The 14,714-nt window shown below is 50.7% G+C and carries 12 protein-coding genes; all 12 read left to right on the top strand.

What is annotated here, in order from left to right:
• Nucleotides 1-12 precede the first annotated feature (12 nt).
• The 12 genes from DW949_RS07485 to DW949_RS07430 all read left to right on the top strand — a co-directional run bounded on the left by DW949_RS07485 (nt 13) and on the right by DW949_RS07430 (nt 14,701).
• Nucleotides 13-852 (top strand): bifunctional 5,10-methylenetetrahydrofolate dehydrogenase/5,10-methenyltetrahydrofolate cyclohydrolase, encoded by an 840-nt coding sequence (locus tag DW949_RS07485; RefSeq protein ID WP_118022616.1) that lies wholly within the window; start codon nt 13-15, stop codon nt 850-852.
• A 43-nt stretch (nt 853-895) separates the two neighbouring features.
• Complete coding sequence (locus DW949_RS07480) at nt 896-2,062, top strand: cyclopropane-fatty-acyl-phospholipid synthase family protein (RefSeq protein ID WP_118022615.1); 1,167 nt, start codon at nt 896-898, stop codon at nt 2,060-2,062.
• A 137-nt stretch (nt 2,063-2,199) separates the two neighbouring features.
• Nucleotides 2,200-2,574 (top strand): desulfoferrodoxin family protein, encoded by a 375-nt coding sequence (locus DW949_RS07475; protein WP_199595803.1) that lies wholly within the window; start codon nt 2,200-2,202, stop codon nt 2,572-2,574.
• Between the two features lie 96 nt (nt 2,575-2,670).
• On the top strand, nt 2,671-3,243 hold the full coding sequence (locus DW949_RS07470) for a histidine phosphatase family protein (protein WP_118022613.1): 573 nt from the start codon (nt 2,671-2,673) through the stop codon (nt 3,241-3,243).
• A 92-nt stretch (nt 3,244-3,335) separates the two neighbouring features.
• A complete protein-coding gene (gene rpsD, locus DW949_RS07465; RefSeq protein WP_118022612.1) occupies nt 3,336-3,923 on the top strand; it encodes a 30S ribosomal protein S4 in 588 nt (195 codons plus the stop codon).
• 417 nt (nt 3,924-4,340) lie between these two features.
• Nucleotides 4,341-5,141, top strand: coding sequence for a ThiF family adenylyltransferase (locus DW949_RS07460; protein WP_118022611.1), 801 nt, complete (start codon nt 4,341-4,343; stop codon nt 5,139-5,141).
• Between the two features lie 170 nt (nt 5,142-5,311).
• Complete coding sequence (locus DW949_RS07455) at nt 5,312-6,661, top strand: MATE family efflux transporter (protein WP_118022610.1); 1,350 nt, start codon at nt 5,312-5,314, stop codon at nt 6,659-6,661.
• 144 nt (nt 6,662-6,805) lie between these two features.
• The gene (uvrB, locus tag DW949_RS07450; RefSeq protein WP_118022656.1) at nt 6,806-8,923 is read left to right on the top strand and encodes an excinuclease ABC subunit UvrB; all 2,118 of its coding nucleotides are present in this window, start codon (nt 6,806-6,808) and stop codon (nt 8,921-8,923) included.
• A 99-nt stretch (nt 8,924-9,022) separates the two neighbouring features.
• On the top strand, nt 9,023-11,878 hold the full coding sequence (uvrA, locus tag DW949_RS07445) for an excinuclease ABC subunit UvrA (protein WP_118022609.1): 2,856 nt from the start codon (nt 9,023-9,025) through the stop codon (nt 11,876-11,878).
• Nucleotides 11,878-13,707: an excinuclease ABC subunit UvrC gene (uvrC, locus tag DW949_RS07440; RefSeq protein ID WP_118022608.1), complete on the top strand. Its 1,830-nt coding sequence runs from the start codon at nt 11,878-11,880 to the stop codon at nt 13,705-13,707. The genes uvrA and uvrC overlap by 1 nt, the downstream gene beginning before the upstream one ends.
• Before the next feature lie 27 nt (nt 13,708-13,734).
• A complete protein-coding gene (locus tag DW949_RS07435) occupies nt 13,735-14,385 on the top strand; it encodes a DUF3298 and DUF4163 domain-containing protein (protein WP_118022607.1) in 651 nt (216 codons plus the stop codon).
• Between the two features lie 154 nt (nt 14,386-14,539).
• Nucleotides 14,540-14,701, top strand: coding sequence for a rubredoxin (locus tag DW949_RS07430; RefSeq protein WP_059075385.1), 162 nt, complete (start codon nt 14,540-14,542; stop codon nt 14,699-14,701).
• Nucleotides 14,702-14,714: the final 13 nt, after the last annotated feature.

Genomic DNA, 14,714 nt, shown 5'->3' with positions numbered 1-14,714 from the left:
GGGGGAATTTTTGTGTTATTGTTAGATGGCAAGGCCGTGGCGGCCTTTCACCGTGAGCGGGTAGAAAGCCGGATTTTTGATTTCCAGGAACAGCATATCCGGCCGGAACTGGCCATCGTACTGGCCGGTCAGGACAAGCCGTCGGCTATGTATGCGTCTTCTATGCAGCGCGTATCCCGCAGTGTAGGTCTTTCTGCTGAAATTTACCGCTTGTCTGAATCGGTAAGCGAACGGGATATCATTTCCATGCTCGAGCATTTCAATGAGCAGAAATATATTTTTGGTATTCTCATGATGATGCCCCTGCCGCATCACCTCAACGCTACACGGATCATCAACTGTATCAGTCCCGATAAAGATGTAGACGGCCTGACTGATACGAATATTGCCCGTCTGTTTTCCGGGAGGTCCGGTTTTGTGCCCTGCACGCCCCGTGCTGTCATGGCTATCCTGGATTATTATCACATTTCACTCACGGGGAAAGATGTCGTCATCATTGGCAGGAGCAATGTCGTCGGCAAACCACTGGCCCAGCTGTGCCTGAACCGCAATGCGACCGTTACTCATTGCCATACCCGTACCCATGATCTGAAAGCCGCAGCACGGCGGGCCGATGTCCTGATCAGTGCTGCCGGGGCGCCGGGGCTCATAACGGCTGATATGGTCAAACCCGGGGCCGTCGTCATCGATGTAGGGATTAACCGCGTCGATGGCAAAACCGTAGGGGACGTGGATTTTGCCGGCGTCTCCCAGGTAGCAGGGGCACTGACTCCCGTGCCGGGTGGTGTAGGAGCCGTTACGACTATGATGGTTTTGGAAAACGTAGTCTGCCGGGGTGCATGGACGGACTAGGTTCATTATAAATAATTATGATGAGAATGGAAGGTGTTTAGTCATGCATATTATGGATAATTTCCTCATTTATTACCTGCAGCGGTTTGATAAGTATTGTTTTGATGTAGTACTTCACGGACATACCTATACCATAGGGACAGGGGAGCCCCTGTTCCGCGTACTGGTACATAAGGATATCCCTAAAAAAGCACTCCTTACGTCTACCTCGCTGGCTCTGGGCGAAGCTTACATGAGAGGCGATATCGAAGTAGAAGGGGATTTGTTTGTCGTCTTAAAATGCATCCTCAAACAGATCGACCAGTTTTCTCTCGACCGGTCTGCCGTCAACAGCCTTCTGTATCCGTCGGAAGACAAAACGACGCAGCGCGAAGAAGTATGCTCTCATTATGATCTGGGAAATGATTTCTATAAACTCTGGCTCGATCCGACCCTGAGTTATTCCTGTGCTTATTTTAAAAACGATGATGATACGTTGGAACAGGCACAGCGGAATAAAGTGGACTATATTTTATCCAAACTCCACCTGGAAAAAGGCATGAGCCTCCTCGATATCGGCTGCGGCTGGGGCTTCCTGCTCATCGAAGCAGCAAAGAAATACGGTGTAACCGGCTATGGGTGCACCCTGAGCCACGAACAATGGGCTATGGGCCAGGAACGCATCAAAAAGCTGGGGCTGGAAGGACAGGTCCATATTGAACTCATGGATTACCGTGACCTGCCGAAAAAGGGAATGAAGTATGACCGGCTGGTCAGCGTCGGCATGCTGGAACACGTAGGGCGTTCCCAGTACGAACGCTACATGTCCATTGCCGATCAGATCTTGAAACCAGGCGGATTATTCCTTCTTCACTATATTGATGGCCGTGATGAAAAAAACAGCAATCCCTGGATGCGCAAGTATATTTTCCCGGGTGGCACACTGCCGACAGTCTATGAAATCCTGAAACTGGCTTATGATGGCGATTTCCAGATTCTCGATGTCGAAAGCCTGCGCCGTCATTATTATCGTACGCTCAGCTGCTGGTATCACAATTTCCAGAAGGTCCGTGACCAGGTAGCTGCCGATAAGGGTGTTGAATTTGTCCGCATGTGGGACCTGTACCTGTGCGGCTGCGCTGTAGCATTTTATATCGGCTATATCGATGTTCATCAGCTGCTCTTTACCAAGGGGACGAACAACGACCTGCCGATGACACGCTGGTACTAATCTGGAATATAAAATTCGATGCACTTTGGATATTCCTCTATATGACAGGAGACAAAAGGGAACTGAATATGCTATACTAATAGTATGATTTTATTTTTTCATGTCAACAAAGCTTTTTTCCAGAAGGAGGAATGAACATGGCAGTAGAATTTTATAAATGTGAATTGTGTGGCAACATCATTGCCGTCATCAAAAACGGCGGTGGCAAGAATCTTGTTTGTTGCGGCCAGCCCATGACTCATCTCGTGGCCAATACGGTAGATGCATCGGCAGAAAAACATACGCCGGCTGTTGCCAAAGAAGGAGCCATGCTGCAAGTGACCGTAGGCTCGGTTGAACATCCTATGCTGGATAATCACTATATCGAATGGATTGCCCTGGCATGTGATGGCAAATTGACGTTCAAATACCTGAAACCGGGCGAAGCTCCCAAAGCGGATTTCCATGCTGTGGATGCAGGTACGGTCTATGCATACTGTAACCTCCATGGCCTGTGGAAAGCAGATATCTAGACACATAATGCACAGGCCTGAGGCAAAAGCTTCCGGCATTACAAGACAAGAGGGGCTGTCTTACGGGACAGCTCCTTTTTTTAGGAGGGAAAGGGCTTGAAAAAAATATGGTTTGTCCGTCATGGTGAAAGTGCTGCCAACGCAGGGGAAGCAACCCGGGATCATCGTACCATCCCTCTCTCCCAGCTTGGGGAAGAGCAGGCCCGGGCCGTCAGTATCATTATACCCAGACCACAGCTTATCGTCACCTCTCCGTACCTGAGAGCCCGGCAGACGGCAGATCCGCTCATACATCTCTATCCCGATGTCCCCGTGGAAACATGGGATTGCGTCCATGAATTTGTCTATCTGTCACCCCGTACCTGTACCGGCACGACATCGGCCCAGCGCCGCCCACGGGTCATTGCCTATTGGCGTCATCTGGATCCGGACTACGTAGATGGCGATGATGCCGAATCGTATCAGCATCTCCTGCAGCGTATCCACCAGACCATAGACCGGCTGCGCGGCCGTCCCGAATCGTTTATCGTCGTTTTCAGCCATGCCCAGTTTATGCGTAATCTGCTGCTGGTCATGCAGGAACCGGACCTTTTGCCCCGCGAGTATATGCAGCGGTTCCGGAAGAGCGCGACCATCCGCAACGGTCAGATAGTAGAAATCCGGCTGTAATGGAATTTGACAGAAACGGCCTTTCATGGTAAAATATTATCACTGCATTGTGTGCAGCCTATTTTATTTTAAACTATGAGGTGATGTAGAAAATGGCAACGAGGAGAGACCCGCGTTTTAAAGAATGTCGCCGGTTCGGACTGAATGTGTACGGACATCCTAAGGCATTAAAACGCGTCAAAAAAGAACAGCGTCAGAAGAAAATGTCTGAATATGGTACACAGTTACTGGAAAAACAGAAGCTCCGTGCATATTACAACCTGCTGGAACGTCAGTTTGTCCGGTATTATGATAGAGCCAAGAAGATGGAAGGCGTTACTGGCGAAAACATGCTGAAACTGCTGGAATGCCGTCTTGATAACATCGTTTATCGTATCGGTTTTGCTAATTCCATCCGCCAGGCACGTCAGATGGTCAACCATGGCCATATCCTCGTCGATGGCAAACGCTGCGACATTCCGTCCGCCCGCGTAAACGTTGGTTCCGTCGTTTCCCTGAAAGAATCTTCCCGTTCGAACGAAATGTTCAAGAAGTCCTTCCAGGAACTCAAGACTTTCGATGTAGCTTACATCGACAAAGATTTCGACAACTTTGCTGGTACCCTTACCCGCATGCCGGAACGTGACGAACTCCCAATCGAAATCAACGAAACACTGATCGTCGAATTGTACTCCAAATAATAGACAATATATCTGGATTACAACAACCTATGCAGAAAACAGGAAATCCTATGGATTTCCTGTTTTTTTTATTCCAGATCAGGTTTTATCGTTCCAGAAGCTTCTGTAGATGCTGTACATAGAACTCCCGCAGGGAGGCCAACAGTATTGAGACGGTTGGTCCGTGAAAAGGCCTGTCCCATACAGGGTTTGCTTGATGGTAGCATAAAACGGCAACGAGACAGTAAAACTATCTCGTTACCAAGGTCTAACTTTTTGGGGTCACATCATTGTGGGGACATTTTCATCTGTTGTCTATTAAAACAATATCATATGTGGCTCATAAGGTATGGCAGAATATCCAATTAGAACTGGATACTAGAAAAAAAGTATGCTATAATTATCTGTCACTATAGAGATAGAAAGGAACATGGTATTATGTTGGGACGTTTTTCCAGAACTGAATTATTGCTGGGCCATGCTGCCATGGAAAAGCTGGCACAGACGACGGTAGCTATTTTTGGGATTGGCGGTGTCGGTTCCTATGTGGCCGAAGGGCTGGCCCGGTCCGGTATCGGTCATTTTGTCCTCGTCGATAATGACCTGGTCTGTCTGACCAATATCAACCGGCAGATTCATGCGACATCGAAGACGGTGGGCAAAAAGAAGACGGAAATGATGAAGCAGCGGATTCTGGATATCAATCCCCAGGCTGTTGTCGATACGATAGAAGAATTTTTTATGCCTGATGTAGCGGACAAATTTTTCCAGCAGCACTACGATTATATCGTCGATGCTATTGATACGATGACCGGTAAAATCGCCCTCGTCGTGGAAGCAGATAAGAGACATATCCCCATTATCAGCTGCATGGGCGCCGGTAACAAGCTGGACCCGACGAAGTTTGAAGTAGCTGATATTTACAAGACCAGCGTTGATCCTCTGGCCCGTGTTATGCGCCGTGAATTGAAGAAACGTCATATAAAGAAATTAAAAGTCGTCTATTCGAAGGAACAGCCATTGAAACGCCGGCAGAGCGGCTGTGGTGCCAACTGCATCTGTCCGCCCGGTAGTTCTCACAGCTGTGATTTCCGCCGTTCCGTGCCAGGCAGCATCTCCTTTGTGCCATCGGTGGCAGGGCTGATTATTGCCGGGACCATTGTCAACGACCTGGTAAAAGATTGCATTGAAGACGATACAAACGTGGAAGGACCGGGAACGGGCGTACTGAATCGCTGAGCAGGAGAAAAAACATTCAGGGTAACCCTATTGGAATAGAACGGGAATTGTCATCATAGAAGTGATGGCAGTTCCCGTTTTTTTGCCGGATATATCGTCGCAGCCGTATCAAAGGCTGTGATATACTATAGAATATATAGTGAGAATTTCAGATTAGGAGATCAGGATAGATGAGAGATGCATCATTTTTAGGGACTCAGCCGGTCAGCAGGCTGCTCTGGAAGTTTTCTGTCCCAGCTATTACCGGTACGGTCATTACGGCACTGTACAATGTAGTAGACAGTATTTTCGTCGGTCAGGGCATTGGCGAGCTGGCACTGACGGCCGTTACCGTAGCTTTTCCTGTCCAGACTCTGCTCATGGCGTTCGGTATGCTCATCGGTGTCGGTTCAGCCAATATCATTTCTATCCGTCTGGGACAGGGGCGGACGGACCGGGCAGAAGGCATACTGGGCAATGCTTTTACCCTGATGTTTGCCATCATGGTCATAACGACAGGCGTGTTCCTGTGGTATCTCGATCCGCTGCTCCGCGATTTTATGGGCGTCGATCCGGCCGTCCTGCCCTATGCCCATGATTTCATCAGCATCATTCTCCTGGGCAGTGTGTTCCAGCACATCGGCTTTGGCATCAATAATGTCATCCGCGCCCAGGGAGATCCCAGGACGGCGCTGGAGACACAGATTATCGCCGGTATCATTAATGTCATTCTGAATTACTTATTTGTGTTCACCTTCCAGTGGGGAATCAGCGGATCGGCGCTGGCAACGGTACTGGCACAGGCCGTAGCGGCACTCTGGGTTGCCTGGTATTTTATCTGGGGCCCGGCTGTGCTGAAGCTGCAGTGGAAGTATCTGCGTCCCCGGCTGCATAGTATACTCGATATTGTCAAAATAGGTTGTTCCCCCTTTATGATGCAGCTGGCCGCTACGGCTGTCATGGTCGTGTTCAATGTGAAAATCCAGTTTTATGGAGGCGTGACGGCCGTGGCTGCCTATGGCATCATCAACCGGCTCATGATGCTCATTTTTATGCCCGTTGTCGGCATCAGCATGGGAGCCCAGCCTATATTGGGATTCAATTTTGGTGCCAGAAAGTACGACCGCGTCCTCCATACACTCCGGCTGGCTCTGTTGGCGGCAACGGGGGTCAGCGTTCTGGGATTTATCATCGCCGAGGTGTTTCCCCAGGAAATCATACGTATTTTTAACGATTCACCGGACCTGCTCCGCGTCGGGACGAGAGCCATGCGCATATATCTGGTGATGACGCCCGTCGTCGGTTCTTCCATCATAGCAGGAAATTATTTCCAGGCCGTGAACAAACCGCTGTTTTCCCTGTTCTTTACAATCAACCGCCAGGTATTTTTCCTCATTCCCTGTGTCTATCTGTTTTCTTCCTTCCTGGGGCTGGATGGCATCTGGCTGGCAGGGGCCGTCAGTGACGGAGTGGCGTTCATCGTTACGACAGCGGCATTAGTATACAATGTGCGACAAATAAAAAAACAGATACGGTCATAAAGAGATGGGCGGCATTGGTTGCCCCCATATCATCAAGGAGACTGTCCTGGTGTGCAGCCTCCTTTTTCTGTACATATGTTCGCCAATATGCTATACTGGGATAACGGAAAATTGCTATTCCTTTGTTCTGATTCGAGGTCTGATATGGATATACAATCGCATTTAAATAAAGATTATGATACGTCTCATCCGTTCCGGGTCGTTGCGCCGTACGAACCGATGGGAGACCAGCCGGAAGCCATCGCATCACTGGCTGAAGGGGTAAAGTCCGGTCAGTGGGCGCAGGTCCTGCTCGGGGCCACGGGGACGGGCAAGACGTTCACCATGGCCAAGGTCATTGAAGCCGTGCAGAAACCGACGCTGGTCATTGCCCACAACAAGACCCTGGCTGCCCAGCTTTGCAGTGAATTCAAGGCGTTCTTCCCTGATAACGAAGTGGCTTACTTTGTCAGTTACTATGATTACTATCAACCGGAAGCGTATATTGCTTCGACCGATACGTATATTGAAAAAGATGCGTCTATCAACGATGAAATCGATAAACTGCGCCATTCAGCTACGATGAGCCTCTTTGAACGGCGCGACGTCATTATCGTTGCATCCGTGTCCTGCATCTATGGCCTGGGTGACCCGGAAGATTACAGCGAACTCGTCGTTTCTCTGCGCCTCGGTCAGGAAAAGTCCCAGGAAGAAATCCTGCATAAGCTGGTCGATATCCAGTATACGCGCAATGATGTGAGCCTGGAACGGGGAACATTCCGCGTTCATGGTGATACCATCGAAGTCTTTCCAGCGGCGTTCGATAATTCTGTTATCCGCATTGAAATGTTCGGTGATGAAATTGACAGACTGACCGAAGTGGATGTGCTGACCGGAGAAGTCATTGCCGAACGAAAACACGTGGCGATTTATCCGGCCAGTCATTATGTCACGACAAAGGATAAAATGGAACGGGCCCTGGGAACCATCCGGAAAGAGCTGGATGAACGGCTCAGGGAGCTGAAAGATGGCGGTCATCTCTTGGAAGCCCAGCGGCTGGAACAGCGGACCCGGTACGATATGGAAATGATGGAGGAAATGGGATATTGCTCAGGGATTGAAAACTATTCCCGTCATCTGGCGGGACGTAAAGCCGGTCAGGCACCGTATACGCTGCTTGATTATTTCCCTGATGATTTTCTTATCATGGTCGATGAATCACACGTGACGCTGCCGCAGCTGCGGGCCATGTATGCTGGAGACCGTTCACGCAAACAGTCTCTTATCGAATATGGATTCCGTCTGCCATCGGCTCTGGATAACCGGCCTCTGACGTTCGATGAATTTACCGAACGGATCAATCAGATTATTTTTGTCAGTGCCACACCGGGCGATTATGAAATGGAAGTGCAGACCAATCTGGCCCAGCAGATTATCCGGCCGACAGGGCTGCTCGATCCGGAAGTAGAAGTCCGCCCTATTGCCGGGCAGATGGATGATCTCCTGGGAGAAATACGCAAACGCCGTGACCGTCATGAACGGGTGCTGGTCACGACGCTGACGAAAAAGATGGCAGAGGACCTGACAGACTATCTGAAAGAAATGGGAGTCCTCGTGCGCTATCTCCACTCCGATATTGCCACTATCGAACGGGCCGATATCATCCGGGACCTGCGGGCCGGTGTGTTCGATGTCCTGGTCGGCATCAACCTGCTGCGCGAAGGACTGGATATGCCGGAAGTTTCGCTGGTAGCTATTCTCGATGCCGACAAAGAAGGGTTCCTGCGGTCCGATACGGCTCTTATCCAGACCATGGGCCGGGCTGCCCGTAATGTCCATGGCAAGGTCATCATGTATGCCGATACGATTACCGATTCCATGGCCCGCGCTATAGATGAAACGAAACGGCGCCGCAAAGTACAGGATGCCTATAATAAGGCACACCATATTATCCCTAAATCGGTCAAAAAAGATGTCGTCAATCTGATTGAACTGACGAAAGTAGCAGAGGACCAGAAAGAGTACAGCAGTAGTACGGATAAACCGCTGACCCGGGAGGCTCTCCACAAGGTCATTCAGACCGTAACGCTGCAGATGAAGCAGGCCGCCAAGAATCTGGAATTCGAAAAGGCGGCGGAATTGCGGGACCGTCTGGGGCAATTGCGGCAGAAACTGGCCGATATGAGCCAGGACGATACGCTGCCCAAAGAGCTGCAGGACAGTGATATGCCTAAGCGCAGATACCGGCGTAAAATCAAGCGGCCCGATGTGAAGAAGCGATAGGCGCAGTTCGCAGGCCGCAGTTCACAGGTCGTAACGGCCCGTTTTCATCAAACATCAAACTTCAAACATCAAACTTCAAACTCAAATGGGAGGCACGAAGTGCAAGATAAGTATATTGTCATCAAAGGTGCCAGACAGCACAATCTGAAAAATATAGATGTAAAAATACCCAGGGATAAACTGGTTGTGTTTACCGGCCTTTCCGGGTCGGGGAAATCGTCTCTGGCTTTCGATACGATTTATGCCGAAGGACAGCGGAGGTATGTAGAATCGCTGTCGGCTTATGCCCGGCAGTTCCTGGGGCAGATGGATAAGCCTGATGTCGATTATATTGAAGGGCTGTCACCGGCTATTTCTATCGATCAGAAGACGACGAGCCGCAATCCCCGTTCTACTGTCGGGACTGTCACGGAAATCTACGACTACCTGCGCCTGCTGTATGCCCGCGCCGGGGAAGCGTTCTGCCCGAAATGCGGCAAACCGATCCGCCAGCAGACAATCCAGCAGATGGCCGATTCGGTCATGGCCCTGGGAGACGGGGAAAAAGTCATGATTATGGCACCTGTCGTCGATGGACGCAAAGGGACGCACCAGAAGGTCCTGTCCCGTCTGGTAAAAGACGGATATGTCCGGGTCCGCGTCGATGGGGAAGTCTTTCTCCTGTCGGATAATATCCCTCTGGAAAAAAATAAAAAGCATACCATCGAAGTCATTGTCGATCGCCTGGTCATCAAGGACAGCATCCTGACGCGGTTGACCGATTCTCTGGAAACGGCTGCGAAATTAGGCGAAGGCATCGTCCATGTCTTCCGCATGAGCACCAAAGAAACGGTGACATTCAGCCAGCATTTTGCCTGCCCCGATTGTCATGTGAGCCTGCCGGAAATCGAGCCTCATCTGTTTTCCTTTAACAGTCCCTTTGGTGCCTGCCCGGCCTGTTCCGGCATCGGCAGTACCATGGAAGTCGATCCTCATCTGTGCCTGCCCCACGGCGATGTATCCTTTGCCGATGGCTGCATTGCGGCTCTCAGCAGCAATCCCGATTCGTGGTTTATGCGCCAGCTGGGCGGTCTCCTGAAGCCCTATGGATTTACTATACAGAATTGTTATGACGACCTGCCGGAAGAACTGCAGCAGAAAGTGCTCTACGGTTCGGATGATGAATGCGTCTTTGAATATGAAAATCTGCGCGGTGAAGTCAAGACGTTCTCGACGCCCTTTGAAGGAGTCATCCCCATGGTGCGCCGCCGCTACCGGGAAGCTTCATCGGATATGATGCGCGACCAGTTTGGACAGTTTATGTCGGTCAAGCCGTGTACGACTTGTCATGGGGCGCGGCTGCGGCCGGAAGCGCTGGCTATCAAAATCGGCGGACTGGACATTCATCAGCTGACGGACTTATCGGTCACAGATATGATCCACTTTTTTGATACGTTGGAACTCAGCCACCGGCAGCAGCTCATTGCAAAGCAGATTCTCAAAGAAATCAGGGCCCGTCTCGATTTCCTGCGGACCGTAGGGTTGGAATATCTGACCTTGTCCCGGACTGCAGGCACTTTGTCGGGTGGGGAAGCGCAGCGTATCCGCCTCGCTACGCAGATTGGCTCCGGCCTGGTCAGCGTCCTGTATATTCTCGATGAACCGTCTATCGGCCTTCATCAGCGGGACAATGATAAACTGCTCGGTGCCCTGAAACATCTACGTGATCTGGGAAATACCCTGATTGTCGTGGAACACGACGAAGATACGATGCGGGCAGCCGATTATATTCTCGATATCGGGCCGGCAGCCGGGGAACACGGAGGACAGATCGTCGCCCAGGGGACGGCAGAAGATATCATGGCATGCCCGGAATCGCTGACCGGACAGTATCTGAAGGGAACGAAGTACATTCCCATTCCGGCACAGCGCCGTCCGGGCAATGGGACGCAGATTGAAATCATCGGTGCGGCAGAACACAATTTAAAGAATATCGATGTAGCATTTCCCCTGGGGACGCTCACCGTTGTGACCGGTGTATCCGGGTCAGGGAAATCGACGCTGGTCAATGAAATCCTTTATAAAGGGATGGCAGAAGCCGTGTATGGTACGCCCCACCGGCCGGGAAAATTTAAAGAACTGCGCGGCACAGAATACATCGATAAAATCATCAATATCGACCAGTCGCCTATCGGACGGACTCCCCGGTCCAACCCGGCTACGTATACGGGGGTCTTTGATTTCATCCGCCAGTTGTTCAGTCAGACGCCGGAAGCCAAGGTCCGCGGCTATAAAGCAGGCCGGTTCAGTTTCAACATAAAAGGCGGCCGCTGTGAAGCCTGCCGGGGCGATGGCATTATCCGTATAGAGATGAATTTCCTGCCCGATGTCTACGTGCCCTGTGAAGTATGTCATGGCACGCGGTACAACAGGGAAACGCTGGAAGTAAAGTATAAAGGCAAGACGATTTCCGATGTCCTGAACATGACCGTAGATGAAGCCTGCGATTTCTTTGCCCAGATTCCCCGTATTCTCAATAAACTGAAAACGCTCCAGCAGGTCGGTCTCGGGTATATCCGGCTGGGACAGCCTGCGACGACTTTATCCGGCGGAGAAGCACAGCGGGTAAAACTGGCGACAGAGCTTTCCAAGCGAAGTACCGGGCGCACGTTGTATATCCTCGACGAACCGACGACGGGGCTGCATACGGCGGATATCCACAAGCTGATGGATGTCCTGCAGCTCCTCGTCGATGGCGGAGATACGGTCGTTGTCATTGAACATAATCTCGATGTCATCAAAGCAGCTGATTATCTCATTGATCTGGGCCCTGAAGGCGGTGACGGAGGTGGTACGGTCGTCGCTACGGGGACGCCGGAAGATATCTGCGCTGTACCACAGTCGTATACAGGACAGTTCCTGAAACCCGTGCTGGAACGGACGCGAAAACTCATGGAAGGAAACGGTGACCAGTAGTGGCATTTTCACAAGCCGTGCTTGAAAAAGTGAATAATCTGACGACCCAGCCCGGCGTATATTTATGGAAGGATGCCAAAGGTCACATCATTTATGTGGGCAAGGCCGTCAATCTGCGTAACCGCGTCAAAAGCTACGTACGCCATGATGCCAACCGGGCCGTCAAAGTAGCCGCCATGATCAGCCATGCTGTCGATCTGGAAACCATCGTCGTAGCCAATGAAATGGAAGCGCTGATCCTGGAAAACACGCTTATCAAGAAGCATCATCCCCATTATAATATTATGCTTCGCGATGATAAGACCTATCCCTATATCAAGGTAACGCTGCAGGACGACTATCCGCGGGTCTGCATGACCCGGCGTGTCCTGCGGGATGGTGCCCGGTATTTCGGCCCCTTTGCCGATGCCGGTGCTGTACACCGCGTCCTGAAGCTGATGCAGCGGGCTTTTCATATCCGGACCTGCCGCAGCCTCAAGGCAGACCGTCCGTGCCTGCAGTATCATATGGGCCATTGCGACGCTCCCTGTGTGCACTATATTACGAAAGCGGATTATCAGGATCTGGTCCGGCAGGCAGTGGATCTGCTGGAAGGCAGGAATACGCCGCTCATACGGGAACTGCAGCAAAAGATGGAAGCGGCGTCGGAAGCACTGGAATTTGAAAAAGCCGCTGCATACCGGGATCAGATTGAAGCTATCCGGGTTATCCAGTCCCAGCAGAACATCGTTACCCAGGGCGGGGACATGGATGTATTGGGGCTGGCCAGCGATGCCGGGCAGACCTGTGTCCAGATTTATACCATCCGCAGCGGCCGGCTCATGGGACGGGAAACGTTCAGTCTGGATCATAGCGATGATGAGACAGCTGCCGATATGACGGAAGCTGTCATTGATCAGTATTATACGGCCCAGTCTTTCATTCCCCGGGATATTGTCGTGGCGGCCGTGGCAGAACAGGAAGATTGTGAACGACGGCTGAGCCAGCTGAAAGGCCAGCAGGTCAACGTTATCATTCCCCAGCGGGGCAGTAAAAAGAAACTCCTTGCCATGGCGGAAGAAAATGCCCGGGTCCTGCTCGAGCAGCGGAGGCTCCAGTGGCAGCATGATACGGATAAGACGAGCGGCGCAGTCCAGGCTCTGGCCCGGGTACTGGATCTGCCGTCCCTGCCAGAACGGATGGAATGTTTTGATATTTCCCATACCCAGGGAATTGAAACGGTCGCATCCATGGTGGTTTTTGAAAACGGCCAGCCGGCACGGAGCGAGTACCGGCGGTTTAAATTAAAAACCGTACAGGGCAAGCCCGATGATTTTAAATCTATGGCGGAAATCATGGAACGGCGGTATAATGAAAAGGACTGGCCCGTTCCTGATTTAATTGTCATCGATGGCGGCAAGGGTCAGCTCCATGCCGCACTGCCTGTCATACGGCAGGCCGGGTGTGAAGCACCGGTTATCAGCCTGGCCAAGCGCATAGAAGAAGTCTTTGTCGAAGGGCGCAGTGATTCGATAATCCTCAGCCATCATACGCCGGAGCTGCAGCTGCTGCAGGCTATCCGTGATGAGGCGCACCGGTTTGCTATCACGTATCACCGGCATCTGCGGGGCAAGCGCAGCCTCGTTTCTATCCTGGACCATATTGAAGGTATCGGTCCGGCACGGCGCAAGGCACTGTGGCAGCACTTTAAGACTCTCGATGACATGAAGAAGGCAGAAATAGAAGAATTGGCAGCTGTGCCGGGTATGACCCGTCAGACCGCTGAAAACGTCTATTATTTTTTCCGCCTGGGAACGGATGAAAAACGGAAACAGACTCAATTAAAGTAATATGATGAGAGATGGGAGGAATTACGCATGAAACAAAAAATATTGGCCATGCTTGGCGCAGCTCTGCTGACGGCATCGGTAGCCCTGGCTGCTCCGCCTGCAGATGTTCAGATGGTGCAAGTGCCCCGGTTTGAAGAGGGAAACAGCTATCTGGAAATGACCTATCCGGACGTCACGGTCATGGGAAATAGGGCAGCGACGGCACAAATCCGTCAGTATTATGCCAATGAACAGAGGGAAACACAGGAATTTTTCAATAAGCAGAAAGAAAAAGCCGGCAGCAATAGTTTTGTCACAGAAACAAAATCCTATGAAGTGACACACAATGATGGCAATTATTTGTCCATTGTCGAATCGGGAGAAATTTATTTTGGCCGTGATGCCCATCCGACCCATTGGAAAAAGGGGACTACCTTTGATGTAACGACGGGGAAAGTAGTGACCTGGCAGGAAATTCTCAAGCCGGGCGATGAAAAATACTTTACCATCAAAAAAATCAATCAGGCACTGTTTACCAGTAAGTACCAGCTTTCTTCCTATTTTACCGGTCTGACACAGCTTCCGGAAAATTACTATCTCGATAAGGCGGGGAATATTCATTTCCTGTTCGGCCTTTATGAAGTAGCACCGTATTCTGCGGGCATCGTCGATCTGAATATGATGAAGCGGGCAAAATAACTGGTCGTGGATTACCGGCCTTATGGTAGTGTGTCTATTAGGTACACTACCATATATACATTTTCTGGTTGCAAATTTTATAGGACCATGATATGATGTGATGAGTAAAGCTTAATTATTTACTATGATTTAGAATGATTTTGGAGGTAGACTCATGGACAAATACGAATGCACGATTTGTGGTTATATTTATGATGAAGCTGAAGGCGACGCTGATAACGGCGTAGCAGCAGGCACAAAATTTGCTGACCTTGCTGATGACTGGGTATGTCCTACCTGCGGCGCTGGTAAAGACGCTTTTGTAAAAATGGACTAAATCTGTCGCTGCT

The organism is Megasphaera sp. AM44-1BH, assembly GCF_003467125.1.
Taxonomy (GTDB): Bacteria; Bacillota; Negativicutes; order Veillonellales; family Megasphaeraceae; genus Megasphaera.
This window is presented reverse-complemented; position numbering and strand designations above follow the sequence as displayed.